Source organism: Streptomyces sp. HNM0574 (genome assembly GCF_012726235.1).
Classification (GTDB): Bacteria; Actinomycetota; Actinomycetes; order Streptomycetales; family Streptomycetaceae; genus Streptomyces.
Map to the genome: position 1 here is coordinate 314,418 of NZ_JAASAH010000005.1, position 25,094 is coordinate 339,511.

Consider the following 25,094-nt stretch of genomic DNA (forward strand, 5'->3'; position numbering starts at 1 on the left):
GGTTCGTGTCCTTCCTTGTGGAGGACCGGGCCGAAGCTCCCGAGCAGCACGCCAAGCCGGGCACTGCGGTCGGCATCGACCGGGGCGTACGGTTCGCTGCGGTCACCTCAGACGGCGACTTTCATGACCGTGCGTTCGTCACGGGTGGTGAGAGTCTGCGGTACCGGCGACTGCAACAGCGCCTCGCCCGCAGTAAGAAGGGCAGCGCGAACCGGCGGAAGACCGTCGCGGCGATGAACCGGGTCATGGGCCGGGTTACCGACCGGCGCGGCGACTTCTGCGCCCAGGTCGCCGGGCGGATCACCGCGAAGAACGAGCTCGTTGCCCTGGAGGACCTCAAGACCCGCAACATGTCCGCCTCGGCCTCCGGCACGGTGGCTGAGCCCGGCCGTCGTGTCGCACAGAAGCGGGGCCTGAACAAGGCGATCCTCAACAAGGGCTGGCACCGCCTCGAACAGGCCCTCGCAGGCGCGGCCCGGTACACGGGCACACGCCTGGTGAAGGTCAACCCCGCGTACACGTCGCAACGCTGTTCCGCGTGCGGCTTCGTCACCGAGAACAACCGCGAGAGCCAAGCTGTGTTCCGGTGTAAAGCCGCAGGCTGCGGACATGCGGAGAACGCTGACGTCAACGCGGCCAAGAACATCAGATACGCGGGCGGGCAGTCCGTGTCAGCCTGTGGAGACCTCGGGGATACCCGGTCTGCGAAGCAGGAACCCGTAGGCCGGGCGACCGGCCGAACCCGGGCGGCAGCGCGGAGTGCTGACCCCGGAATCCCTGTCCTTTAGGGCCGGGAGGAAGTCAACTGCTGGCCGCAGTACTGCCAGAGGGTGGGAGGCTGTCCGTCGGTTTGTGTCATCGCTCCCAGCTTTCCGTGGGGCATGGTGTGGTGTGTGAACTGCGTCACCGTAGAGCGTAGTTGCGTCCCCTGACAGTCGGGGTGGAATGTTCAACTCGCCGTCCGCTCGGAGGTCGTTCGTGTTGTCCAGGTTGTCCCGTGGAGCCGCCGCTTCGGTGGTCCTGCTGCTGTCGGCCGCGCCCGTGGCCGCGGCCGCGTCCACTCCCGCCGCGCAGCCCGCGCCCGTCGACGTGCGGGTCGCCAACGAGGGGAAGTCGCTGCGGGAGGGGGCCAGTACGCGGTACACGATCACGCTGCGCAACACGTCCGCGCGGGATCTGAAGGGGCTGACCGTCACCCAGACGATGCCCGCCTCCCTGCACCCCTCGGGCTCGGAGCCGAAGGCGTACCTCAAGCCGGGGCGGGCGAGCTGGTACACGGATCTCCCGGCGAAGGGCACCGTACGGCTGTCCCTGGACGGCGACGTCGGCACGATCGCGGAGCACGAGGCGGGGCAGGCCGTCGCCGAGGAGGACCCGAAGCGGCCCGAGACGCAGGGCGACGGGCGGGGCACCACCGCCGTGCGACTGTCGACGAGCGTGTGCGTGCAGGAGTCCGTCCGCGTACGGGACGGGAAGGCGGCGCCGCAGCCGGAGAACCCCGAACAGGGCGGTGGCGGCGAGGAGTCGGCGGAGCGGCGGCGGGGCAACACGGTCGGCCGGATCATCGGCTGCGCCTCCGACGCCGACGTCCTGCACGCCTCCCCCTCCGGCGCCTCCGCCGACGGCGGCGGCCACCCGTGGCTGTACGGATCGGCGGGCGCGGCCCTGGTCCTCGCGGGCGGGGCGGCGTTCGTGACGTACCGGAGGCGGGCGGGGCGCGCGGGCTGACGTACGCGCGGCCGGTCAGCCGTTGGGGAGCTGCGCCTCGGTGAGGTCGATGTCGAGGGGGCAGGGGACCGTCACCTTGAGCCGGTCGCGGAAGATGCCGGTGGGGGCGTAGGTGCGGGTGGCGGGCTCCAGCTCGAAGACGTAGACGACGGGTCGGCCGTTGTCGTTCTCGACGCGCCAGAAGTGGGGGATGCCCGCGGCGGCGTACTTGCGAGGCTTGGCGTCACGGTCGCGGGCGACGGAGTCGGGGGAGACGACCTCCACGGCGAGGAGGACGTCCTCGGGTGCGTACGACGTCTGGGCCGGGCCCTCGTCGGCTTCGGCGCGGACGAGCATGAGGTCCGGTTCGGGGCGGTCACGCCTGCCGAGGGTCACGGTCATCTGGTGGATGACTTCGACGGCGGGACCTGCCTGGTGGACCAGGGAGAGTCCCAGCGCACTTGTCACCCGGCTGTGGAAGTTCGTCTGCCGGCTGGCGAACACCAGGCTTGCATCGAGCAGTTGGGTGTGCGGCGGAAGATTCGGGAGCCGGTCCAGGTCGTCCGCCGTGTATCCGCCCTGGGGTGGGCGTGGCCAGACGTAATCGGGGTCGCCGGGCTCGGGAACGGTCATGCGCGGCACGATCGCAGACGGTTTGCGGGCCTCCGGTGTCTTTCGGCCACTCTTCACCCCGGTACGTCCTCCCCCCGCTCCGTGTCGATGCCGTGCAGCAGGTGGGCGGTGATGACGGTGAGGGTGGTGAGGATGCCGGTGAGGAGGAGGGGTTCGGGGGTGAAGGTCGTCGCGAGGACGAGGAGGGCGGAGAGGGGGAAGACGGCGCCGCGGAGGGGAGTGCCGGTGTGCGGGCGGAGGTGGAGGAGCCACAGGGTGAGCAGGAAGACGGCGGTGGGGACGGTGACCGTGGCGAACGCCTGGGTGTCGGTGAGGTGCGGGTGCTCGCCGGGGTGCAGCGCGCGGGCGGCGAGGTGTTCGGCGACGGTGGCCAGTCCGGCGCCGAGCGCCGCGGCGGAGGCGAGTACCGCGTAGTGGCCGTAGCCCCAGACGAGGGCGCGGCGCACGCTGTTCAGCGCGTTGCCCGCCGGGACGCCGAAGTACAGCCACCACAGGCCGAAGACGAGCAGCAGGCCGCCGACGAGGGTGGGGGCGAGTTCGCGGAGGACGGCGGCGGAGGAGATGGCCTCCTCGGTGGCGACGGTGGCCGCCGCGACGCTCTCGCCGAGCACGATGATCGTGAACAGGCCGTAGCGCTCGGCGATGTGGTGCGGGTGCCAGGGGGTGCGGCGCCGGTGTTCGGCGATGACGGGGACGAGGAGTTCGCCGGCGGCGAGGACGTAGAAGACGGGGAGTTCGCCGCCCTCGCGCAGGGTGAGCGTGGCGAGCCAGCACAGCGCGAGGAGGCCGACGCCGGCCGCGTAGGTCAGCGCCGTCCGGCGGCCCTCGGGGTGGGCGCGGGCGGCGCGCAGCCACTGGGCGACGAGGGCGACGCGGAGCACGGTGTAGCCGACGACGACGATCCGGAAGTCGTGCTCGCGGAACGCGGTGGGCAGCCCGGCGGCGATGATCAGTGAGCCGCTGATCTGCACGAACGTGGCGACGCGGTACGGGACGTCGTCGGTGTCGTACGCGGAGGCGAACCAGGTGAAGTTCATCCACGCCCACCAGACGGCGAAGAAGGCGGGGACGTAGCTGAGCACTCCGTGCGCGAAGTGGCCCGCGGCCAGGTCGTGTTCGAGGCCCGCGCCGGCCTGGGCGACGGCGACCACGAAGCACAGGTCGAACAGCAGCTCCAGGGGCGTGGCGGCGCGGTGCGGTTCGTCGACGCGGCGGGCCCGCATCGGCCGGGCCCGGACGGGACGGAAGCGGAACGCGGAGCGGAGGCGGGAGCGGGGGTGCGGCTCGGGCACGCGGGAACTCCTGCGGCGGGGGGCGATACGCCGGAATTGTTCCCTCGGGCCGGTCCCGTACCGCGACGCCACACCGGCGCGGGCGGGCCGCCGGGCGACCGCGCCGGGCCGGAAACGCGGCAGGGGCCGGGCCCGGCGCACCCCGTGCGGGCGGCGGGCCCGGCCCCTGGCCGGAGGGTGCGCCTCAGACGCGCGAGGGCGCCCGGTCCTCACCGGAGCCGTCACCCGAACCGGAACCGGAACCGGAACCGGAACCCGTACCCGCCAGCGCCCCCGCCGGATCGGCCAGTGGTGCCGCCTCCGCTTCGGCCGTCTCCGGGTCCACGTTCAGGTCGGTCAGCATCTGCTTGCTGAAGCCGAAGAAGTACGTGGCCAGGAAGCCGACGGCGTAACCGGCGAGCAGGCCGAGGCCGTAGACGGCGACGGTCGCGCCCAGGCTGCCGCTGCCCTGGAGGAGCGGGAAGAGGGCCCAGCCGGAGGGGCCGATCGCGGTCGACCCGACGGAGGTGCCCAGCTGGTGGAAGAAGCCGACGACCCCGCCGCCGACCGCGCCGCCCACGCAGGCCGTGACGAACGGCCGGCCGAGCGGCAGCGAGACGCCGTAGATCAGCGGTTCGCCGACGCCCAGCAGCCCGGCCGGGAGCGCGGACTTGATGGTCTTGCGGATGGAGGCGTTCCGCCGCAGCCGGTAGTAGACGGCGACGGCCGCGCCGACCTGTCCCGCGCCCGCCATGGCGAGCACGGGCAGCAGGACCGTGAAGCCGTCCTGCTCGATCAGGGTGGTGTGAATGGGGATCAGCGCCTGGTGCAGGCCGAGCATGACCAGCGGCAGGAACAGCCCGCCGAGGATGAACCCGGCGGCGGTCCCGCCGTGCTGGAGCAGCCAGTTGGCGAGGTGGCCGATGCCGGTGGAGATCTCGCCGCAGACGAACATCAGCCCGTACAGCGTGACGAGCCCGGCGACGAGCACCGTGAGCGTCGGCGTGACCAGGACGTCGACGGCCTCCGGCACCCAGCGGCGGCACCACTTCTCGATCCGTACCGCCAGCAGCGCGGCGAGCAGCGCGCCCAGCACCCCGCCCTGGCCGGGGGCGAGTTCCTGCCCGAAGGCGGTCACGTCGGCGACGCCGGGGAAGACGATGACGCCCGCGACGGCCCCGCCGAGCACCGGCGTCCCGCCGAACTCCTTCGCCGTGTTGTAGCCGACGAACACCGCGATCAGCGACATGAAGCCGGACGCGACGGCGCTCAGCGCCGGGACGAGCCCGGGGGCCCAGCCGAGGTTCTGGAGCAGGCCGTTGATGCCGGCGACGATGCCGCAGCCGATCAGCGCGGGGATCAGCGGCACGAAGATGTTGGCGACGCGGCGCAGCATCAGCTTCACCGGCGTCGCGTTCTTCTCCTTGCGGGCCGCCCGGATCGCGGCCCCCTCGGCGGCCAGCTCCTCGGCGGTCCTCCCGGGGTGCCCGCCGGGGCCACCGGGTTCCCCTTCCGCTTCCGCTTCGCTCAGGTCGGGGGCTTCGTCCGGGCCCCGGCCCTCCCCGGCCAGGGCCTCGAACTCCGGTGTCACCCGGGCGACTTTCCCGGGCCCGAGCACGATCTGGTACGTCTCGTCCTCGACGACGCCCAGCACATCCGGCAGGGCCTTGAGCTGCTCGTCCCGGACGAGTGAGCGGTCGGCCAGGCCGAGCCGCATGCGGGTCATGCAGTGGGAGACGGAGGTGACGTTCCTGGCGCCCCCGACGAGGGGGAGGATCGCCTCGGCGATCCGGCGGTTTCTTGCGTCGCTCATGGTGGTGCTGTCGCTCTTCTTCGAGTGGTGCGCCGACGGTGGGCGAGGGGACGGGGGTCGGGTGCGGGTCAGGTGGTGGCGGCGGTGAGGGCGGCGCGGAGGTGGCCGTGCGCCTCGCCCAGCAGGGTCTCGGCGGTCGCGCCGTCGACACCGGTGAGGACGATGAGGATCGCGTTCTTCACCTCGCCGCCCGCCTCGGCGAGCGCGGCCTCGACGGCGCTGTCGTCGGCCCCGGTCGCGAGCGCGACGATGCGCCGCGAGCGGGCCCGCAGCTTCTCGTTGGAGGCGCGGACGTCGACCATCAGGTTCCCGTAGGTCTTGCCCAGCCGGATCATGGTGATCGTCGAGAGCATGTTGAGGACCAGCTTCTGCGCCGTGCCCGCCTTCAGCCGCGTCGAGCCGGTCAGCAGCTCGGGGCCGACGACGACCTCGATGCCGTGCTCGGCCGCGGCCGCCAGCGCCGAGCCCGCGTTGCAGGAGAGCCCGACCGTCAACGCGCCCACGGCGCGCGCGTGTTCGACGGCGCCGACCGCGTACGGGGTGCGGCCCGAGGCGGAGATGCCGACGACGGTGTCCTCGGCCGTCAGGCCCAGCCCGTCCAGGTCGGCGCGGGCCAGGTCCTCGCTGTCCTCCGCGCCCTCGACGGAGCGGACCATCGCCTCGGGGCCGCCCGCGATCAGGCCGACGACCTCGGACGGGTCGGTGTTGAAGGTCGGCGGGCACTCGCTCGCGTCGAGCACCCCCATCCGCCCGGCCGTGCCCGCGCCCGCGTAGATCAGCCGCCCGCCGCGCGCCATCCGCGCCGCGGTGGCGTCGATGGCCGCGGCGATCTCGGGGAGGCTGGCGGAGACGGCGGCGGGGACGGTGGCGTCCTCGCCGTTCATGGTGCGGGCGATCTCGACGGTGGGCTGCCGGTCGATCTCGGCCAGCTCGCTGCGGAACGCCTCGGTGGTCAGCGTCTCCAGCTGCGCGCGCAGCTCGCCGTACGTACCGCTGCCGCCGCTGGAGCTTCCGGTTCCGGTTCCGTTGGCGGGGTCGCCGGAGGCAGGGGCTTCGGAGGTCGTCATGGTCCTGTGGCTCTCTTCGGGTGGGGATGCGGGTCAGAGGTGGCGCGGCCGGGGGCTGTGCCGGTGCACGAGCGCCTCGTACGAGGCGGACAGCGCGGGCTGCGCCGTCTCGTACGTCCGCTGCGCCACGCCTATGAACAGGCAGTCGACCACGAGCAGTTGGCTCGTCCGGCTCGACATGGCCGCGGGGCGCAGCTCGCTCTCGCGTGCGGCCTGGGTGGCCAGCACGTGGTCCGCGTACTGCGAGACCTCGGCGTCCGGACGGCCGGTGATCGCGATCGTCGTCGCCCCGCGCTCGAAGGCCACCCGGAGCGGTTCGATCACGTCGACCGTGCGGCCCGAGTGCGTGATCGCCACGGCGACGTCGCCGGAGCGCAGCTGCACGGCGTTGGTCACGGCCAGGTGCGGGTCGGCGTGCGGGTGCGCGACGAGGCCGATGCGCAGCAGCTTCTGGGCGAGGTCCTGGCCGACGAGGCCGGAGGCGCCGACGCCGTAGACGTCGATCCGGCGGGCCGCGGCGAGGGCGCCGACGGCCGCCTCGGCCTGCGCGGTGTCCAGACCGGCCGCGGTGTCGGCGAGGGTCTGCCGCTCGTCGTGCGCGAGCTTGGCGACGACGTCCGCCATCGGGTCGTCGACGGCGATGTCGGCCGTGACGGACGGGGCCGCGCCGGACGCCTGCTGCGCCGCGAGCCCGGCCAGCGCGAGCCGCAGGTCCCGGTAGCCGGGGTAGCCGAGCAGCCGGGAGGTGCGGACGACGGTGGCCTCGCTGGTGCCGGTGCGCTCCGCGAGTCCGGTGACGGTGAGCCGGGCGCAGGCGGCCGGGTCGCCGGCGACGGTCTCGGCGACGCGCTGCATGGAACGCGTCATGGACGGCGCCATGGTGCGCACCTTCGCCGCGAGGGCGGCGGGCCCCGGGGCCGCGCCGGGGAAAGTTTCCTTCAGCTCGCTCGTCATGAGCGAAAGATATTTTCGGCCACCTGGGGCGTCAATACCCGGAGGGCCACGGGAGTCCACGGCCCCGGGACGCCGCGAACGGCACGCCGCCGGACGCCGAGTTCTGGTGCAATGGAGGACATGGACCAGCTGGAACAGGCACTCCACGCCGGGCGCGCACGCGTCCTCGCCGACCTGGAGTCGAACGAAGTAGCGCACGCGGACGTCGTCTCGCTCGTCGAGGAGTCCGTCTCGCACCGCCGCTGGTGGGTCGAGCAGTGGCCGGAAGGCGTCGCCTTCCTCGACGGTCTGATCGCCCAGGACGTCCAGGACGGACTGCTGGAGCGCTACGGCCGGTGGCCGCTGTGCCCCGTCTGCGTCGGCTCCGAGCCGCACGCGCTCGACATCGAACCCGAACTCGGCCAGGACCCGCACTGGGTGTGCGCGAAGACGACGACCTCGGTGGCACCGGTGGGCGCCCTCGGCCGCCTGCCGTGACGGTCTACATCGACCGCCCGCTCTGGGAGGGCCACGGCCGCCTGTGGTCCCACCTCGTCAGCGACGTCTCGTACGCCGAACTGCACGCCTTCGCCGCGGCGATCGGCTGCCCGCCGCGCGCCTTCGACGGCGACCACTACGACGTGCCCAGCACCCGGTACGCGGACGCGGTCCGGGCCGGCGCCCGCGAGGTCGGCAGCAAGGAACTGGTCCGCCGCCTCACCGCGGCCGGCCTCCGCCGCCCCAAACGCCGTCCGGCCCCGCGCCCGTCGGAGCACTGAGCGCCGACGGGCACGGGGCCGGTTCTGGAAGACGGGTGCGGGATCAGCCGACGGGCTGGTCCGCCTTGCTCGGCGAGGACGTGGCGACCACCCGGGACGCGGCCGAGCGCCGCTGCACCACGGAGGCGACGGCCGTCGCCGCGACGCCCAGCGCCGCCAGCACCGCGCCCGTCCAGGCCACGCTCTGGTAGCCCCAGTGGGCGCTGATCGCGAGGCCGCCGAGCCAGGGGCCGACGGTGTTGCCGATGTTGAACGAGGCGGTCGTCGTCGCGCCCGCCAGCGTCGGCGCCGCGCCCGCCACGTTGAACATCCGCGCGTTCAGCGCCGGAGCCGTGGTGAACGCGGAGACGCCCAGCATCAGCGAGAGCGCGACCGCCGCGACCGGCGACTCGGCGAGCAGCGCCAGCAGCGCGAGCACCACCGTCGAGGCGGCGATGCCGCCGTACATCGTGCCGAACAGGTGCGCGTCGGCGATGCGGCCGCCGATCGTGGTGCCGATCAGCCCGCCGAGCCCGAAGAGCCCCAGCACGGTCGGCACCCAGCTCTCGTCGAGCCCGGCGACGTCGGTGAGCAGCGGCGAGAGGTACGAGAAGAGCGCGAAGACGGCGCCCGCGTTCAGCGCGATGGTGACCAGCGCCAGCCACACCTGCTTGTCCTTGTAGATCCGCAGCTCCTTGCGCAGCTGCGGCCGGTCGTCCCCGGTCGGCACCGCGGTACGCGGGACCAGCGCGACCACGCCGACCAGCGCCACCGCGGACAGCGCCGCCACCGCCCAGAACGCGGCACGCCATCCCGCGTGCTGCCCCAGGAACGCGCCCGCGGGAACCCCCGCGATGTTGGCGATGCTCAGGCCGCCGACCATGACGGCCATGGCCCGCGCCCGCTGGTTCGACGCCACCAGCGACACGGCGACGGCCGCGCCCACCGCCCAGAACCCGGCGCAGGCGAGCGCGCTGACGACGCGGGAGACGAAGAGCACCGCGTACGTCGGCGCCACGGCACCGGCGACCTGGCCGAGCCCGAACACCGCGAGCAGCGCGATCAGCGTCGTACGGCGGGGGAGCCGCAGGGTCGCGGCGGCGAGCACGGGGGCGCCGACGACCATGCCGACGGCGAAGGCGGATATCAGCAGCCCGGCCTGCGGAATGGTGACGTCCATGTCGCGGGCGAGCGGCTGGAGGATGCCGGACAGCATGAACTCGGAGGTACCGAGCGCGAAGACGGACAGGCCGAGGATGTAGACGGCCAGCGGCATCCGGTGCGCGGGCTTGCGGTTCGTTGCGGCGTCCGCGACGGCGGCGGACGCGGGCGTGCGGGGACTCTCGGGCGGGGTCGGTTCAGCGGGCATACCAGCCACCAACCGCCGCACCGGCGCGGCCATTCCTGTCCGCGCCGGTGTTCGCCGAGCCGTTACCGGGTTCGCGAAGCCGTCACCCCGCGTTCGTACCCGGCGGGTGTCACGGCGTGCGGCCCAGCAGGGCGACGAGGTGGTCCTGGGGCGAGGCGTCCTCGGGGACGGTGACCGGCGGGTCGAAGATCCCGAGGTCCTGCCACTCCTCGATCTGCGGCACGGCCCGCTCGTACAGCGCCGTGGCCAGCGCGTCGTCGATGACGTGCCCGGTGATGCCGAGGCCGTGCGCGAGGTCCCAGCCGTGCACCGCCAGGTCGGTGGTCATCTGCCAGCAGTAGAGCGCCGCCGGGATCTGGCCGCTGGAGACGTACACCGTCCCGTCCAGCGCGCGGGGCGCGTGGAAGGCGGAGCGGGAACCGGCGGCGGCCTCCGTCCAGGCGGCGACGGGGTCGGTGCCGGTGAGGTCGCCGTCGAAGCGGTCGCCGACCTCGGTCAGGGTGGCGCCGCCGAGCAGGTGCGGGGCCCATAGGTGTTCGCTGATGAGGTGGTTGAGGAGTTCCCGCACGTCCCAGTCGGCGCAGGGGGTGGGCGCCGCCCAGTGCCGCTCCTCCACCTGGTGCACGAGGCGGTCCCACTCGTCGAATGCCGTGTCGAAGGCGTCCATCAGCTGCATGCGGCTCATGCTCCCCACTCTCGCGTCGCTTCCCCGGCACCGGGCGCCGCGCCGCAGCCTCCGGTGCCCCGATCGGCCGACGGGCGGCCCGCCCGCACCCCGCTACGGCACCTCGTCCGGCGAACAGGTCCGCACCTCGGCCGAGTTGCGGGTGCGGACGCCGGGCAGCCAGCCGTCGGCGCCGTCCCGGGTGCGGGTCAGGTACCAGCGGGTGGAGGAGATGCCGCTCTCGTCGCGCACCAGCCGGCCGTCCGTGATCACGCAGCGGGCCTCGATCCGGTCGCCGTGCCAGACGCGTCCGGCCCGGTTGCCGTGTGCCGCGTACTTCTCGCGCGGGTTCTCCGCCAGCCGCAGCGAGCACTCCAGGGTGCGCAGCTCACGGCAGGCCGACTCGGCGTTGTGCACGGTCAGTTGCACACCGGCGGAGGGCGAGGGCGCGGGTGTGGTGTGCCCGCTCGCGGGCGGGCTGGGCGAGCCGCCGCCCAGCGGCAGCAGCCACCACACACCGGTGACCACCAGCACCACGGCACAGGCGGCGACGACCGTCACCACCAGCGGCCCGGGCCGCGTCCCCCGCGGCCGCACCGGCGCCACGGCCGGAACCGCACGCGCGGGGCCGCGCCGCTGCCGGGGCGGCCGGGCCAGTTCGCCGAGATCGCCAGGCGCCGCGGGGTCGGTGGGGCCGGCGGCCCGCGGAGTTGCGCCGTCCCGCTCGCCGCCGTCGCGTATCCGCTCCCACAGGCCCTCGGGGACCTCCATCCGCGCGTCCGCCGCGTGCAGTCTCTCCCGGAGGGCGGTCTCGGTCTCCCGCCGTACTGATCTACGCATCGTGGTTCTCCCGTACGACGGTGGTTCCCGTGGCGCCCGCTGCCGTGCCCGCCGGGGAGCCCGGGGGACCCAGCGAGCCGCGCAGTTTCCGCAGGGCCCGCGAGCGCGAGCGCGCGACCGTGCCGCGGTGCACCTTCAGGATCTCGGCGGCCTGGTCGATGGTGTACCCGTCGAGGTCGACGAGTACGACCGCGCCGGCCTGCTTCACCGACAATTGCCCGAGCAGTCGCACCACTTCCAGCTCCGAGGCCCGCCGCTCGACGCCTCCGTCCCAGGCGAAGGAGCCGCCCCCGGCCGAAGGCTCGACCTCCGCCATCAGCACCTGCCGCCGCTCCCGCCGCCAGGTGTCCTTGACCACGCTCATCAGGGCGGCGAAAGCGTACGCGTACGGCTCGGGGTGCCGCAGCAGGTTCTGCGGTCTGGCGGCGAGCTTGAGGTAGACCTCGTGCACCGCGTCCTCCGCGCTCAGCCGCGAACCGACGAGCATCGCCGCTCTCTTGTAGAGCCGTTGCAGCAGTTCGCAGAAGACCGCGTCGAAAGCCTCGGACAGGCCGGCCGCGTCCGGCGGCGCCGCGGATTCCGCGGGCCTCCCGCCGTCGTCGTCCGGACCGCTTGCTGGAGTGGTGACCACGTCTGTGCCGTCCCCCGGTGTGTGTGGCCCAGTGTCGCTGGCTCGGTGTTCCCCGGCCCTCCGGTGCGCGGCGCCGCCCGGCCGGACGGCCGCCCGGCCTCGGTCCCGCGGGCGCGCGCGAGAGCCTTCGCCCGTACGGCGGCCGGGAGTTCACCCGTGGCCCGGCCGCGCACCGGCGTCAGCCGCAGAGCATAGGCCAGGCCACCGACACTCCTTCCCCGGCGCGCACCGGCCCATCCGCACCGCCCCCGCGCGCCACCCGCCCGGGTACGCGGCCCGCCCAACGGCCCGTCGCCGCCGGGGCGTTCCCGTCTCAGGCGGTGAGGAGCTCCAGCTCGGTGGTGAGGTTCCGGCGCGCGACCCGCTCCCAGTGCTCGTACGCGTACGCCGTACGGAACAGCCGCGGCAGGCCCAGCAGTTGACGCAGCACCGCCGCGCGCCCCTCGCGGAACGCGTCGTGCGGGACGAAGCCGTACTCCTGGCGGATCTGCGCCGCGTAGTGCGCGTACGCCTCGGGCGAGCCGGCGAGGACGCCGAGGTCGGCGTCGCACAGCACCTCGCCGCTGGTGTCGCCCGCGACGGGGTCGTGGCTCACGGTGAGCCGGACCAGGCGCGCGACCTCGGCCGTGCGCCCGCGCGAGACCCCGGCCTCCGGGAGGGCGCGCTCGGCGAGGTGTGCGCTGCGCTCCTCGTTCTCGCTCCGGTCGGGCCGGTAGACGGCGTCGTGGAACCAGGCGGCCAGCAGCACGGCGTCGAGGTCGAGCCGCGGGTCGGCGGCGGGCGAGGGGCAGTGCGGCGCCAGCTCGTCGACCCGGTTCAGCACCGCGAGCAGGTGGTGCGGGCCGTGGTAGCGGCGCTGCGGCTCGGTCCAGCGGTCGAGCAGCCGCTCGCCGAAGGGCGCGGGGTCCGGCTCCTCGGCGCCGTCCCTGGCGCTGACGAGCAGGGCGTTCCAGCGGGAGAGCAGCATCGCGCGCAGCGCGGCGGCCTCCGCCTCGTCCTCGGCCCCGTCCGGCGCGTCCCCGGCGCCGGTGTGGTGCGTGCCGTGGTGCTCGTCCTCGTGCCGGGTGATGTGGGGTGCGGTGAACAACGAGTCGTCGGGGACGTCGGTCGGTGTGGTCTGGGGCGGTTCGTGCTCCGGCCCGGTCGTAGCCATACGTCAATTGTGGGGCGCGCTGATCGCCGTCTTCCAGGCTTCCCGCGACTGTGGCAGGCTGTCGTACATGTCTAGACCAATTCTCGAGGTGATCGCGCTCGACGCGGCCGACGCGCGCGCGGCCGAGGCCGGAGGGGCGGACCGCCTCGAACTGGTCACCGACATGGCCGCCGACGGCCTCACCCCCTCCCGGGAGACCTTCGCAGCCGTCCGCGCGGCCGTCGGCATCTCCGTCCGCGTCATGCTCAGGTCGGCCGATGGCTTCGCCTCCGGCGGCACCGCCGCACTCGACGCGCTGTGCGAGCGGGCCGCGCTGCTGCGCGCCGACGGGGCCGACGAGTTCGTGTTCGGCTTCCTCGACGAGGCGGGCGCGCCCGACCTGCCCGCCGTGACCGCCCTCGCCGAGGCCGTCGACGGCTGCCGCTGGACGTTCCACCGCGCCATCGACCGCGGCGCCGACCGCGACGCGCTCCGCACGTCCCTCGCCGGAACGCCCGGCCTCGACACCTGCCTCACGGCCGGCGCGGCGGACGGCGTCGACGAGGGGCTGGCCACGCTGCACGCCGAGGCCGCGCGCACCGCCGCGGGCGAGCCCGGCTACGGGATCCGCATCATGGTCGGCGGCGGCCTCCGCCTGGACCACGTGCCCGGGCTGCGCGCCGCCGGCATCGACGCCTTCCACATCGGCGGCGCGGCCCGCGCGGGCTGGGACGCACCGGTCGACGCGGCCCGCGTCGCCGCCTGGCGCGAGCTGCTGGGCGGGTAGCGCGCGGGGTGCGCATCACGTCACCGGCGCGGTGCCGGCCCGGCGCGGGACGCGGGGCTGCCCCCGCCCGCCCGTCGCCGGCGACCGCCCCGTCGTGGCCGTTCGCGCAGTTCCCCGCGCCCCTTCAGGCGCGCAGTTCCCCGCGCCCCTGGAACGGGCGCCCCGTTCAGACCCCCGTCGCCCCGTCCACGCGTTCGCGGATCAGGTCCGCGTGGCCGCAGTGGCGGGCGTACTCGCCGATCATGTGCGTGTAGATCCACCGCAGCGAGACCTGCCCGCCCATGAACGGAGCGGTCTCCTCCAGCGCCCGCGCGGCGCAGTTCTCGCGGGCCCGCGCCGTCTCCTCCCGCCAGGCGCGCAGCGCCTCCGCGTACGAGGAGCCGTCCAGCTCGAAGCCGCCGTCGTGCGCCCCGGGCTCGGCCCGGCCGTACCGCGGCGGCGCGTCCTCCCCGGCCAGCACGCGCCGGAACCAGTTCCGCTCGACCTCGGCCATGTGCCGTACGAGGCCCAGCAGCGTGACGGGCGAGGGCGGGGCGGCGGCGAGGCGCAGCTGCGCCTCCGTCAGCCCTTCGCACTTCCCGGCGAGGGTGCCGCGGTAGAAGTCGAGCCAGCTCTCCAGGGTGGTCCGCTCGTCGGCGTCCAGGGGCGGGGTGGTCCGTTCGATGGCGCTCATGACGGCATCCTGGCACCGGGGTCCGACAGTCCCGGGTGACCCGGGCCACGAATTGGCGCCCCCGCGAGGAATGCGCGCGGAATTCTGTGACCCGGGCCATGGTGAGCGGGGCCACAAAAAGGGCCCCTGGAAAGGGAATTCGGCGGCCGGAAATGGGCCCCGGGCGTGAAGTGACGCACAGGCCGAAAGCCCCCTACGAAGGCGCGTAGGACGGTCCGGAACGTGGCTCTCCGTCGACCTCCGCCGCCGCCCGCCGAGCCGGCCCTCCCGTGGACGGCCCTGCGTACACGGCCATTTGGCCCGGCACCCCACGTCGCAAATCGGACATACGGTTCACGACGGAGTGTTGTGCATATCTGCTCACTACGGGAGCAACTAGTAATAACCATCATTGATGCGCCGGGAAGTGGCGGGTTACCAATGTTGTGGCTTCGGCGGACATGGCCGGAGCTTCCCCCCACTTTCCGGAGGTACTACCCGCATGTCGAAGACCATCACGACGCGCATTTCCGAGCCCGTCAGCGCTTTCCGCAACAAGAGCACCCGCGGCAAGGTGGCCATAGTCGCCGCCGGCTTCGGTGCCTCGGCGCTGCTGGGCACGGGCGTGGCGATGGCCGCCGAGTCGGGTTCCCACAGCGACGCCTTCGCCTCGGCGACGGCCTCCGAGCTGGCCCATTCCACCCGCGCCCAGGCCGATCACCAGAGCAAGGACGCGCAGGCGAAGAAGGCAGCCCACGAGCGGGCGCACGAGAAGCGCAAGGCCGACCGTGACGCCATCCGCAAGGCCAAGGGCTGGACCAGCCCGATCAACGCGGACTACCAGCTGACCGCGGACTTCGGTAACAGCGGCGACCGCTGGTCGCACGGCCACTCCGGCCAGGACTTCGGCGTCCCGGTCGGCACCGCGGTGCACGCCGCCAACAAGGGCACCGTCGTCAAGGCCGGCGGCAACGGCGCCGGTGACGGCCCCGCGTACGGCAACGCCGTGGTGATCAAGCACGACAACGGCCGCTACACCCAGTACGCCCACATGTCGCAGGTCAACGTGAACGTGGGCGAGAAGGTGAAGAGCGACGAGATCATCGGCAAGTCCGGCAACACCGGCAACAGCTCCGGCCCGCACCTGCACTTCGAGATCCGCACCACCCCTGACTACGGCTCGGCCATCGAGCCGGTCTCCATCCTGAGCAAGCACGGCGTGAAGCTCTGATCGTCGCCGCTGCTCAGGGAGACCCACGGCAGACGAGTGGCTGATCACCACGCGCGAGGCGTGGGTCACCCTCCGGAAAACGGCCCCCGTCGGCCCGGCACATGCCGGGCGGACGGGGGCCGATCCGTGTTTCCGGGGGCTGCTCTCAGGTGCGCGGCAGCCGGTACAGGCCGTCGGCCAGCGGCTCGACGAGGCCGTCCGAGACCAGCCCGTCCAGCGCGCGGGCCCGCTGCACCGGGTCGTGCCACACCCGGTCGAGCACCGCCTGCGGAACCGGACGTACCGCCTCCCGCAGCACCGCGAGCAGCTTGCCGCGCACCTGCCGGTCGGTACCCGCGTACGTCTGGGTCCGGCGGGCCGGGCCCTCGTGCGCCGGGGCGCCCGCGAGCTGCCAGGCGCAGTGCTGCGCGACCGGGCACCGGCCGCACTCGGGGCTGCGCGCCGTGCACACCAGCGCGCCCAGTTCCATGGTGGCGGCGGCCCAGCGCGCGGCCGTCTCCTCCTCCTCGGGCAGCAGCGCGCGGGCGAGCTTCCGCTCGGCGGCGGTGGTCGCGTTCGGCGGGTACTGCCGCCCGCTCACCGCGCGGGCGAAGACCCGGCGCACATTGGTGTCGAGCACCGGGTGCCGCTGGCCGTACGCGAAGGAGGCGACGGCGGCGGCCGTGTACTCGCCGACGCCGGGCAGGGCCAGCAGCTGCGCGTGCTCGCGGGGGACGTCCCCGCCGTGCCGCTCCGCTATGGCCGAGGCGGCGCCGTGCAGCCGCAGCGCGCGGCGCGGGTAGCCGAGCCTGCCCCAGGCGCGTACCGCCTCGCCCGAGGGCTCGGCCGCGAGGTCGGCGGGGCGCGGCCAGCGCTCCATCCACTCCTCGTACACGGGCAGCACTCGCTTCACGGGGGTCTGCTGCAGCATGAACTCGCTGACCATCACGCCCCAGGCTCCTGCCTCGGGGCGGCGCCAGGGCAGGTCACGGGCGTGGTTGCCGAACCAGTCGACGACGGGGGCGTGCAGCGCGCGGGCCGCCGAGAGGGTGGTCGCGGCGGACACGTCCGCGCCCTCGGCGGCCGGGGACGCGTGGGGGGCTTCGGGGGACGTGGAGGCTTCGGGCGAGGTGGTCTCGGTGGTCGCAGTCATGGCACCACCGATCCTGGCATGGACGCGAGCAAGCCGGAAACGTCCACGCGGTGGGGGCGGGGCGGCACCGGACCGGGCGGCGCGCGGCCACCGCCGGGCGCCCCCGCGCAGGGAGCCACCGCCCGTGCGGGAGCATGCCGAACGGGCCGTACCTGTACGGGAGTTGGGGTGTGCGACGGGTGCGTGCGGGGGCGTGCGCCGAGGTGAGGGGTCGTCACCCTCGGGCGTCGCGGCGTCACCCGGTGAGAGCGGGACGGGGTGTGACGCGGGGCCGCGCGGAGGTGTGGGTGCGTTCATCACAAAAGTTGCCGCGTCCTGTGGACGGTACGGTCTGCGCGGCCGGTGATGTCTCGTAAGGTTTCCACGTGGGATCTCTGCGCAACCCGATCGGACCTCTTCCCTCGTCGATCTACTGGCGGCGAAGGGCAGTTGCGTGTGCCGTCCTCGCTCTCGTGGTCCTGCTCGCGGTCTGGGTCTCCGGGCTGTTCGGCGGCGGCACCGAGACGCAGGGCAAGGGCGGCGGAGGCGGACCGGCCGCCACCATCACACCAGGACCGACGCATTCCGGCCCCGTCGTCACCGAGCGGCCCGGCGGCCGCGAGGAGGCCGACGCGGGCGCGGGCGACGCGGGTTCGACGGGCTCGGGCGCCGGCTCCGGTACGGGCGGCGACCAGGGTTCCGGAGCGGACGGCTCCGCCTGGGAGATCGCGCCGGGCTCCTCGGGCGCCGGGTCCACGGGCTCGGGTGCCACCGGCGGTGGCACGGGCGGCGCACCGGCGCAGCTCCCGGCCTGCCAGGGCCCGGACGTGACGGTGAAGCTGCGCAGCCTGGAGAAGTCCTACGGCCCCGGCGAGAAGCCGGAGTTCGAGCTCACGGCAAAGAACGCGGGCGGCGACGCCTGCCGCGTGGACCTCGGCCGCGGGTCGACCGTCGTCACGGTCACCGACGCCGACGACGAGAAGGTGTGGACCTCCTCCGACTGCCGCCGCGACACGTCCCCCGCGTACCTGCGGGTGCCGGGCGGCGGCGAGGCGAGCAGCGAGTTCACCTGGCTCCGCAGGCCCAGCGCCCCCGACTGCGGCACGCCGCCCGCCACTTCGGCCGCGCCGGGCGAGTACGAGATCACCGTCGCGCCGTCCGGGCTGGCGAAGGCGAAGACCACCTTCGCGCTCGAATCCTGACGGACACACACGACAGCGGGGCCGGCCCGATCGGACCGGCCCCGCTGTCGTAGGCGTCAGACGTAGCGTTCGAGGATGCTCGACTCGGCCAGGCGGGAGAGACCCTCGCGGACCGAGCGGGCCCGGGTCTCGCCGACGCCGTCGACGGTCTGGAGATCGTCCACGCTCGCGGCGAGCAGCTTCTGGAGCCCGCCGAAGTGCTCCACCAGCCGCTCGATGACGGTGCCCGGGAGCCGCGGCACCTTCGCCAGCAGGCGGTACCCGCGCGGGGAGACCGCGGAATCCAGCGTCTCGGGGGAGCCGCTGTAGCCCAACGCGCGGGCGACGGTGGAGAGTTCGAGCAGCTCGGAGTGGCTGAGCTGGTTCAGCTCGCTGAGCGCTTCGGCGACCGTGCGGCTGCGCCGGGCGCTCGGCGGCGGCACGTAGTCCCGGGCGACGAGCTCGCGTTCTGGCTCCACACCGGCGATCAGCTCGTCCAGCTGGAGGGAGAGGAGCCGGCCGTCGGTGCCGAGCTCGACGACGTACTCGGCGATCTCCGTGGCGATGCGGCGGACCATCTCCAGCCGCTGCGAGACGGCTGTGACGTCCCGGACCGTCACCAAGTCCTCGATCTCCAGGGCCGAGAGGGTGCCGGCGACCTCGTCGAGCCGCAGCTTGTACCGCTCCAGGGTGGCCAGCGCCTGGTTCGCGCGGGACAGGATCGCGGCCGAGTCCTCCAGGACCCGGCGCTGACCGTCGACGTACAGCGCGATCAGCCGCATCGACTGGCTGACCGAGACCACGGGGAAGCCCGTCTGGAGCGAGACGCGCTGCGCGGTGCGGTGCCGGGTGCCGGTCTCCTCCGTCGGGATGGAGGCGTCCGGCACGAGCTGGACGCCCGCGCGCACGATCTTGGTGATGTCCCGGTCGAGGATGAGCGCGCCGTCGAGCTTGCACAGCTCGCGCAGCCGCGTCGCGGAGAAGTCGACGTCGAGGATGAAACCGCCGGTGCACAGGGGCTCGACGTTCTTGTCCATGCCGAGGACTATGAGGCCGCCCGTGTTCCCGCGCAGTACGCGCTCCAGGCCGTCCCGCAGAGCGGTGCCAGGCGCGACCGCGCTCAGCGAGGCACGCATCAGACCCTCGGTGCCGGAGCTTCCGCCGGCCCTGCCGGGGGCTGGTGCCCGGTCGTTGGCTGCCACTGCACTCCTTCGGTCGTGCGTACCTGTGCCGGATGGCATGACTTCATTGACCGGGGCAAAGTCTACCGGCGCTCCTGCTCCTGGTGTGCGGTGCTCCGCGCGGGACGTGCGGGCAGCATCCGCAGCGCCTCGCCGACGTCGGCGACCTCGCGCACCCGCATGCCCTCGGGCACCCGGCCCGGATCGGCCGGGACCAGCGCGTGGGTGAACCCCAGCCGCGCGGCCTCGGCCAGCCTGCGCTGCACGCCCGTCACCCGCCGCACCTCGCCCGCGAGGCCGACCTCCCCTATGGCGACCAGGTTCTTCGGCAGCGGGGTGTCCCCGGCGGCGCTCGCCAGCGCCAGCGCCACCGCGAGATCGGCCGCGGGCTCCTGGAGCTTCACGCCGCCGACCGTCGCGCTGTAGATGTCCCGCTTGCCGAGGGCGCTGATCCGGCCCCGCTGCTCCAGCACGGCCAGCATCATCGACACCCGTGACGTCTCCAGGCCCGAGGTGGTGCGGCGGGGGGAGGGGATCTGGCTGTCGACGGTGAGCGCCTGCACCTCGGCGACCAGCGGCCTGCGGCCCTCCAGCGTCACCGTGAGGCAGGTGCCGGGGACGGGCTCGGAGCGCTGGGTGAGGAAGAGGCCCGAGGGGTCGGCCAGCCCCGTGATGCCCTCGTCGTGCAGCTCGAAGCAGCCGACCTCGTCCGTCGTCCCGTACCGGTTCTTGACGCCGCGTACGAGGCGGAGCCGCGCGTGCCGGTCGCCCTCGAAGTGCAGGACGACGTCGACGAGATGCTCCAGCAGGCGCGGGCCCGCGATGGAGCCGTCCTTGGTGACGTGGCCGACGAGGATCGTGGACATCCCGCGCTCCTTGGACGCGCGGATCAGCGCGCCCGCGACCTCGCGGACCTGCGCGACGCCGCCGGGGGCGCCGTCGATCTCGGGAGAGGCGATCGTCTGCACCGAGTCGAGCACCAGCAGGGTGGGCTTGACCTCGTCGAGGTGGGCGAGGACGGCGGAGAGGTCCGTCTCGGCCGTGAGATAGAGGTGTTCGCTGAGCGCGCCGATCCGGTCGGCCCGCAGCCGCACCTGCCCGGCGGACTCCTCGCCCGTGACGTACAGCGTGCGGTGGGTGTCGTCGGCCGCCTTCGCCGCGACGTCCAGCAGCAGCGTCGACTTGCCGACGCCGGGCTCGCCCGCGAGCAGCACCACGGCGCCGGGGACCATGCCGCCGCCGAGCACCCGGTCCAGCTCGGGGACGCCGGTGCCGCGGGCCGTCGCCTGCTTGCCGTCGACCTCGCCGATGGGCAGCGCGGAGGCGCTGACGCGGCCGGGCGCGGTGGTCTTCACGGCGGTGCCGCCCGTCTCCTCGACGGTGCCCCAGGCGTGGCACTCCGGGCAGCGGCCGAGCCACTTCGCGGTCTGCCAGCCGCATTCCGAGCAGCGGTAGGAGGGGCGTGCCTTCGAGGCGGCGGAGGAGGCTTTACGGGTGGCCATGCGCGCCACCGTATCCGCGCCCACCGACAGCGGGTCACGGGAGATCCGGGGAGGGGTGCGCGCCGGGGACGGTCCGGTTCCACGGGAGCGGGTCACCCGTAGGGATTAAACCTGCGCGACCGGCTCCGCCGAAACGCCATCATCCGCCTACCGTCGCCGGGTGATGAGCAGCAGGCGCGAGCACCCTCCGCAGTCCACCGGCGCACACCGGGCGCACTCCGCCCGCCGTCCGCCCGGGCGGCCGGCCGGTCACGGGCCGCTCACGGCTTACGAACCGTACCTGGACGGCCTGTTCACCTACTGCCTCTCCGTCATGTGCGAGCACGACGCGGCGACGGAGTCGCTCGCGGACGCGCTCGTCGTCGCCGACCGGCAGCACGAACGGGAGCGGGTGCCCGCCGACCCCGGCCTCTACCGGCCCTGGCTGTACTCGCTGGCCCGCTGGTCCTGCCTGTGCCGTCTGGCCGAGCAGGGCGCGGCCGACAGCGCACGCGCCGACGGCACGGGCCCGTCCGGTTCCGCTGCCTCCGCGCCCGCGGCGGCCCGCGAGTCCGAGCCGGTACGGACCCAGCGCCGCCGCGAACTGTCCGCGCTCGCCTGGCCGGAGGCCGCGGGGACGACGCCGGAGCAGCGCGAGGCGCTCGAACTCGCGGTGCGCCACGGGCTGCCCGAGCCGGAGGTCGCGGCCGTGCTCTCGCTCGCCCCGGACACGCTGCGCGAACTGCTCTCGCACGCCGCCTGCGAGGTGGAGCGGACCCGCGCCGCGCTGGCCGTCGTCGAGTCCGGCGGCTGCCCCGCCGTCACCCGCCTCGCGGGGGACGACCGGCTGCTGCTGGGTACGGCGCTGCGCCGGGAGCTGATCCGGCACGTCGACGAGTGCGCCGCCTGCCGCCGGGTCGCCATGGGAGCGATGGAGGGCGTCTCCTGGCCCGGCACCGCGCCCGCCGGCACCGCCGAGCTCGCCGTCCTCGCCGCGCCGCGCCCCGCCGTCGCCGCCGCCGTCACGCTCGCGCGGCGGGCCCGCGCGCAGCGCAGCCCGCGCTTCGACCGCACCGGGTTCCCCATGGAGCTCAAGGACCGCGCGGCCCGCCGGGACCGGATGCGCAGCCGCGCGGTGACCACGACGGTCGTCGCCACCGTCCTGGCCGCGCCGGTGCTCGCCCTGTGGGCCGCCTACCGGGGCGCGCCGCTGACCGGCGAGCGGGACGAGGGCGCGGTCTCGGCGGCCGAGCGGGAGGAGGGCCTGGGCGGGCATCCGTACGAGAACGCGGCGCAGGGCAGCCCGGGCCCGGGCACCAACTCGCCCGGCCAGGGCGCGCGTTCGCCGCGGGTCTCGGTGGGCGCGGACTCGCAGCACGCGGGCCGGTCGAGCCCCTCGGGCGGCCGGGAGCGGAGCGTGGGCAGGCTCCACGTCGACGCGCACTCCGCCGGGGACGCGACGCTCGTGACGCTCACCGCCTCGGGCGGCGCCCCGGTGCGCTGGACGGCCACCGTCGACGCCTCGTGGCTGAGCCTCAGCCGTACGGGCGGGGTGCTGCGGCCGGGGGAGAGCACGCAGGTGCGGGTGGTGGTGGACCGGGCGCGGGAGCCGGCCCGTGCCTGGGCCGCGCATGTGCGCTTCGCGCCGTCCGGTGCCGTGGTCACCCTTCAGGGGCGGGGGAGCGGGAGCACACCGCCGTCGGAGGAGCCGCCGCCCTCCAGCGATCCGCCCCCGTCGCAGCCGCCGCCCTCCAGCGAGCCGCCGCCGTCCTCGGAGCCGCCGCCCACCGAGGACCCGCCGCCGTCCCAGGAGCCCCCGCCGTCCAGCGATCCGCCGTCCTCCAGCGATCCGCCACCGGGCGAGGACCCGCCGCCGTCCTCCGGCGGGCCCTCCCCGGAGCCCTCCGGCACCGCCTCGCCCTCGACGGCGCCCCTCGCGGGCTGAACTCCCGCGCGTACGGCCGGAGTCGGCCGTTTTGCTCAGTGTTCCGTCAGCCGCAGGAGCCGCAGCCGCCGCGGGGCGGGTCCGCGGGGTGCGGGGCGAGGAGCGGGAGGTTCCGCGACTCGGCCGCCGCCAGCCGGTCCCGGCAGAACTCGGCGAGCAGTGCGTAACCGCCCTCGCCCATCAGCTCGATCAGCTCCGGGCGGTAGGACTCGTAGACCGGCCTGGCCCCTCCGTGCGCCGAAGGCGCCGAGGTGCACCACCAGTTCAGGTCGTGGCCGCCGCCGCCCCAGCCGCGCCGGTCGTACTCGCCGATCGTGACGAGCAACACCTCTTCGCCGTCCGGGCGTTCGACCCACTCGTAGGTCCGCCGGACGGGCAGCTGCCAGCAGACGTCCGGCTTGGTCTCCAGCGGCTCGCGGCCCTCGCTCAGGGCCAGCGTGTGCAGGGCGCAGCCCTGGCCTCCGGAGAAGCCGGGGCGGTTGTTGAAGATGCAGGCCCCCTGCCAGCGACGGGTCTGGCGCTCGCCGTCCTCGTCCTCCTGCACCCAGCCCGAGGTGGTGCCGACGTCGTGGAACTGCCAGGTCTCGGGGGTGAGCCGGGCCACGTGCTTGGCGACGCGCTCCTCGTCCTCCTCGTCGGAGAAGTGGGCGCCGAGCGTGCAGCAGCCGTCCGTCGCGCGGCCGGGGCGGATGCCCTGGCAGCCCTGGCCGAAGATGCAGTTCCAGCGCGAGGTCAGCCACGTCAGGTCGCAGCGGAAGACCTGGTCCTCGTCCTCCGGGTCGGGGAACTCGACCCAGGCGCGCGGGAAGTCGAGCCCCGTCTCCTCGTCGCGCGGCTCCGCGGCGGGCTCACCGTCCGTCGCTGTGCGCGCACTTGGAGTCACAGGAGTCTGTTCGTCCTCGCCGGGACCCCCGGCCACCACCGTCCGTGCAGCCATCGACGTGCCCTGCTTCCTACGCTTCGCCGCTTTCGTCTTACCCACGAATCCAGCGTACGGGTCAGCGGGCCGCGTCAGCGGATAGCGTGCTGTACATGAGACTCGGTGTCCTCGATGTGGGCTCGAACACGGTCCACCTTCTCGTCGTCGACGCGCACCCCGGCGCCCGGCCGCTGCCCGCGTACTCCCACAAGGCGGAGCTGAAGCTCGCCGAACTCCTCGACGAGGACGGCTCGATCACCCCAGCGGGCGTCGAGCGGCTCGCGGCCGCCGTGCGCGAAGCCGTCGACGTCGCCGAGGAGATGGGCGTCGAGGACCTCGTCCCCTTCGCCACCTCGGCGGTGCGCGAGGCCGCCAACGGGGAGGAGGTGCTGCGGGGCGTCGCCGACGACAGCGGCGTCAAGCTCCAGGTCCTCTCCGGCGCGGACGAGGCCCGGCTCACCTTCCTCGCGGCCCGCCGCTGGTTCGGCTGGTCGGCGGGACGGCTGCTCGTCCTCGACATCGGCGGCGGCTCCCTGGAGATCGCCTACGGGCTCGACGAGGAGCCGGACGCCGCCGTCTCGCTGCCGCTCGGCGCCGGACGCCTCACGGGCTCCTGGCTCCCGGAGGACCTGCCGGACGCGGCCGACGTGAAGGCGCTGCGGCGGCACGTACGGGCCGAAATCGCCCGCGTCGTCGGCGAGTTCAGCCGCTTCCCGGTGCCGGACCACGCGGTCGCCACCTCGAAGACCTTCAAACAGCTCGCCCGGATCGCGGGCGCGGCGCGCTCCGGCGAGGGGCTGTACGTCCAGCGGGACCTGCACCGCAAGTCGCTGGAGGAGTGGGTGCCGCGGCTCGCCGAGATGCCGCCCGCCGAGCGCGCCGAGCTGCCCGGCGTCTCCGAGGCGCGGGCCCGCCAGCTGCTCGCGGGCGCGCTCGTCGCGGAGGGCGCGATGGACCTCTTCCGGCTCCAGCGCGTCGAGATCTGCCCCTGGGCCCTGCGCGAGGGCGTCATCCTCCAGCGCCTGGACCACCTGCGGCCCTGACGCGGCCCTCCCCGCCGCGGCCGTCCTTGGCGACGGCGGCGGCGAGGGTGAGCAGCCAGACCGCGAGGCCCAGCAGCGCCAGCCGCTGCCCGAGGCCCAGCGCCCAGGTGCCGTGGCCCGCGTACAGCGCGGCCGTCCCGGCCAGCGCCCACGCCGTGGCCGGCAGCACGCCCAGCAGGACCGCCGGCCCGCCGCGCGCCACCGCCGGCCAGATCCGGTACCGCCGCGCCGCCGCCGTCAGCGCCGCCGCGCCGACCAGCGCACCGGCGAGCGCGAGCGGGGCCGCGACGAGGCGCGCCGCGTGCGCGGCGGGCACCAGCCCGGCCGACTCCCGCGCGCGGCAGCCCGCGTCCAGCGTCGGCGTGCAGCTGAGCGGCAGCAGCGCGGCCGCGGCGCCCGCCGCGCCGGACAGCAGCAGACCCGCCCAGCCGACGGCGCTCCACGGCCGCCGCTCCACCCGCGCCAGCCCCCACCCCGCACCGGCGAGGACGAGCAGCCCCGCGAGCAGCCCCGTGACCCGGAACAGCGTCGCGTAGCGCTGGCCGTCGGCCGCGAGTTCGCCCGTCCAGGTGCGGACGGGCTCCAGGCCGGTGCCGAGGACGGGCGAGAGGACCCAGGCCGAGCAGGCGAGCGCGCCGAGCGCGAGGGGCACCGCGGCGGGGGCGGTACGGAGAGACCGGGACACAGCCCGGAGAGTAGGCGCTCGGGCCGCGCGGCTCACGGACTGTCAGGGGACGCGAGCGCT

Annotated in this window: 25 protein-coding genes; 9 read left to right on the plus strand and 16 right to left on the minus strand. The window is 74.4% G+C overall.

The window, feature by feature from the left end:
* Positions 1–5: 5 nt before the first annotated feature.
* Both HCC30_RS28565 and HCC30_RS12535 read left to right on the plus strand, forming a co-directional pair.
* A complete protein-coding gene (locus tag HCC30_RS28565) occupies positions 6–788 on the plus strand; it encodes a transposase (protein ID WP_346776602.1) in 783 nt (260 codons plus the stop codon).
* A 193-nt stretch (positions 789–981) separates the two neighbouring features.
* Complete coding sequence (locus tag HCC30_RS12535; protein ID WP_169442527.1) at positions 982–1,728, plus strand: DUF11 domain-containing protein; 747 nt, start codon at positions 982–984, stop codon at positions 1,726–1,728.
* Positions 1,729–1,743: 15 nt separating this feature from the next.
* Here the strand turns inward: HCC30_RS12535 and HCC30_RS12540 are convergent, their stop codons facing one another.
* The 5 genes from HCC30_RS12540 to HCC30_RS12560 all read right to left on the minus strand — a co-directional run bounded on the left by HCC30_RS12540 (position 1,744) and on the right by HCC30_RS12560 (position 7,445).
* Positions 1,744–2,340, minus strand: coding sequence for a Uma2 family endonuclease (locus tag HCC30_RS12540; protein WP_169442528.1), 597 nt, complete (start codon positions 2,338–2,340; stop codon positions 1,744–1,746).
* A 53-nt stretch (positions 2,341–2,393) separates the two neighbouring features.
* Positions 2,394–3,632: a low temperature requirement protein A gene (locus HCC30_RS12545; RefSeq protein ID WP_346776603.1), complete on the minus strand. Its 1,239-nt coding sequence runs from the start codon at positions 3,630–3,632 to the stop codon at positions 2,394–2,396.
* 184 nt (positions 3,633–3,816) lie between these two features.
* A complete protein-coding gene (locus HCC30_RS12550; protein ID WP_169442529.1) occupies positions 3,817–5,424 on the minus strand; it encodes a PTS transporter subunit EIIC in 1,608 nt (535 codons plus the stop codon).
* 68 nt (positions 5,425–5,492) lie between these two features.
* A complete protein-coding gene (gene murQ / locus HCC30_RS12555; RefSeq protein ID WP_169442530.1) occupies positions 5,493–6,491 on the minus strand; it encodes an N-acetylmuramic acid 6-phosphate etherase in 999 nt (332 codons plus the stop codon).
* A gap of 33 nt (positions 6,492–6,524) precedes the next feature.
* Positions 6,525–7,445, minus strand: a complete 921-nt coding sequence (locus HCC30_RS12560; protein WP_169442531.1) for a MurR/RpiR family transcriptional regulator — start codon at positions 7,443–7,445, stop codon at positions 6,525–6,527.
* Between the two features lie 111 nt (positions 7,446–7,556).
* Here HCC30_RS12560 and HCC30_RS12565 point away from each other — a divergent pair, with 111 nt between their 5' ends.
* Positions 7,557–7,922, plus strand: a complete 366-nt coding sequence (locus HCC30_RS12565) for a hypothetical protein (RefSeq protein WP_169442532.1) — start codon at positions 7,557–7,559, stop codon at positions 7,920–7,922.
* Positions 7,919–8,203: a DUF4031 domain-containing protein gene (locus HCC30_RS12570; protein ID WP_169442533.1), complete on the plus strand. Its 285-nt coding sequence runs from the start codon at positions 7,919–7,921 to the stop codon at positions 8,201–8,203. The genes HCC30_RS12565 and HCC30_RS12570 overlap by 4 nt, the downstream gene beginning before the upstream one ends.
* 43 nt (positions 8,204–8,246) lie before the next feature.
* On the opposite strand, the gene HCC30_RS12575 is transcribed toward HCC30_RS12570, so the two are convergent.
* The 5 genes from HCC30_RS12575 to HCC30_RS12595 form a co-directional block, all read right to left on the minus strand.
* Entirely contained in the window at positions 8,247–9,458 is a 1,212-nt protein-coding gene (locus HCC30_RS12575) for a Cmx/CmrA family chloramphenicol efflux MFS transporter (protein WP_169442591.1), read from the minus strand.
* Positions 9,459–9,660: 202 nt separating this feature from the next.
* Positions 9,661–10,236, minus strand: a complete 576-nt coding sequence (locus HCC30_RS12580; RefSeq protein WP_240979517.1) for a TIGR03086 family metal-binding protein — start codon at positions 10,234–10,236, stop codon at positions 9,661–9,663.
* 93 nt (positions 10,237–10,329) lie between these two features.
* On the minus strand, positions 10,330–11,055 hold the full coding sequence (locus tag HCC30_RS12585) for a hypothetical protein (RefSeq protein ID WP_169442534.1): 726 nt from the start codon (positions 11,053–11,055) through the stop codon (positions 10,330–10,332).
* Positions 11,048–11,686 (minus strand): RNA polymerase sigma factor, encoded by a 639-nt coding sequence (locus tag HCC30_RS12590; protein ID WP_346776604.1) that lies wholly within the window; start codon positions 11,684–11,686, stop codon positions 11,048–11,050. Before HCC30_RS12590 ends, HCC30_RS12585 begins: the two co-directional genes overlap by 8 nt.
* A gap of 313 nt (positions 11,687–11,999) precedes the next feature.
* The gene (locus HCC30_RS12595) at positions 12,000–12,653 is read right to left on the minus strand and encodes a hypothetical protein (protein ID WP_169442594.1); all 654 of its coding nucleotides are present in this window, start codon (positions 12,651–12,653) and stop codon (positions 12,000–12,002) included.
* A 253-nt stretch (positions 12,654–12,906) separates the two neighbouring features.
* On the opposite strand from HCC30_RS12595, the gene HCC30_RS12600 reads away from it, so the two are divergent.
* Positions 12,907–13,605 carry a copper homeostasis protein CutC gene (locus HCC30_RS12600; protein ID WP_169442535.1) on the plus strand — a complete coding sequence of 233 codons (699 nt, stop codon included), beginning with the start codon at positions 12,907–12,909 and terminating at the stop codon, positions 13,603–13,605.
* Between the two features lie 166 nt (positions 13,606–13,771).
* On the opposite strand, the gene HCC30_RS12605 is transcribed toward HCC30_RS12600, so the two are convergent.
* Positions 13,772–14,278, minus strand: a complete 507-nt coding sequence (locus tag HCC30_RS12605) for a DinB family protein (protein ID WP_169442536.1) — start codon at positions 14,276–14,278, stop codon at positions 13,772–13,774.
* Positions 14,279–14,759: 481 nt separating this feature from the next.
* Between HCC30_RS12605 and HCC30_RS12610 the strand changes: the two genes are divergently transcribed.
* The gene (locus tag HCC30_RS12610) at positions 14,760–15,488 is read left to right on the plus strand and encodes a M23 family metallopeptidase (RefSeq protein ID WP_169442537.1); all 729 of its coding nucleotides are present in this window, start codon (positions 14,760–14,762) and stop codon (positions 15,486–15,488) included.
* A gap of 145 nt (positions 15,489–15,633) precedes the next feature.
* Here HCC30_RS12610 and HCC30_RS12615 read toward each other — a convergent pair whose 3' ends face one another.
* Positions 15,634–16,620 carry an A/G-specific adenine glycosylase gene (locus HCC30_RS12615; protein ID WP_169442538.1) on the minus strand — a complete coding sequence of 329 codons (987 nt, stop codon included), beginning with the start codon at positions 16,618–16,620 and terminating at the stop codon, positions 15,634–15,636.
* 365 nt (positions 16,621–16,985) lie between these two features.
* Between HCC30_RS12615 and HCC30_RS12620 the strand changes: the two genes are divergently transcribed.
* Complete coding sequence (locus HCC30_RS12620; protein ID WP_169442539.1) at positions 16,986–17,801, plus strand: hypothetical protein; 816 nt, start codon at positions 16,986–16,988, stop codon at positions 17,799–17,801.
* A 56-nt stretch (positions 17,802–17,857) separates the two neighbouring features.
* Here the strand turns inward: HCC30_RS12620 and disA are convergent, their stop codons facing one another.
* Positions 17,858–18,982 carry a DNA integrity scanning diadenylate cyclase DisA gene (gene disA, locus HCC30_RS12625; RefSeq protein WP_169442540.1) on the minus strand — a complete coding sequence of 375 codons (1,125 nt, stop codon included), beginning with the start codon at positions 18,980–18,982 and terminating at the stop codon, positions 17,858–17,860.
* Positions 18,983–19,044: 62 nt separating this feature from the next.
* A complete protein-coding gene (radA, locus tag HCC30_RS12630; protein ID WP_169442541.1) occupies positions 19,045–20,463 on the minus strand; it encodes a DNA repair protein RadA in 1,419 nt (472 codons plus the stop codon).
* 163 nt (positions 20,464–20,626) lie between these two features.
* Between radA and HCC30_RS12635 the strand changes: the two genes are divergently transcribed.
* Complete coding sequence (locus tag HCC30_RS12635; RefSeq protein WP_169442542.1) at positions 20,627–22,387, plus strand: hypothetical protein; 1,761 nt, start codon at positions 20,627–20,629, stop codon at positions 22,385–22,387.
* Positions 22,388–22,433: 46 nt separating this feature from the next.
* Here HCC30_RS12635 and HCC30_RS12640 read toward each other — a convergent pair whose 3' ends face one another.
* Positions 22,434–23,324, minus strand: a complete 891-nt coding sequence (locus tag HCC30_RS12640) for a hypothetical protein (RefSeq protein ID WP_240979518.1) — start codon at positions 23,322–23,324, stop codon at positions 22,434–22,436.
* Positions 23,325–23,419: 95 nt separating this feature from the next.
* On the opposite strand from HCC30_RS12640, the gene HCC30_RS12645 reads away from it, so the two are divergent.
* On the plus strand, positions 23,420–24,349 hold the full coding sequence (locus HCC30_RS12645; RefSeq protein ID WP_169442544.1) for a Ppx/GppA phosphatase family protein: 930 nt from the start codon (positions 23,420–23,422) through the stop codon (positions 24,347–24,349).
* Here HCC30_RS12645 and HCC30_RS12650 read toward each other — a convergent pair.
* A complete protein-coding gene (locus HCC30_RS12650; protein ID WP_169442545.1) occupies positions 24,315–25,034 on the minus strand; it encodes a DUF998 domain-containing protein in 720 nt (239 codons plus the stop codon). The genes HCC30_RS12645 and HCC30_RS12650 overlap by 35 nt on opposite strands.
* Positions 25,035–25,094 lie beyond the last annotated feature (60 nt).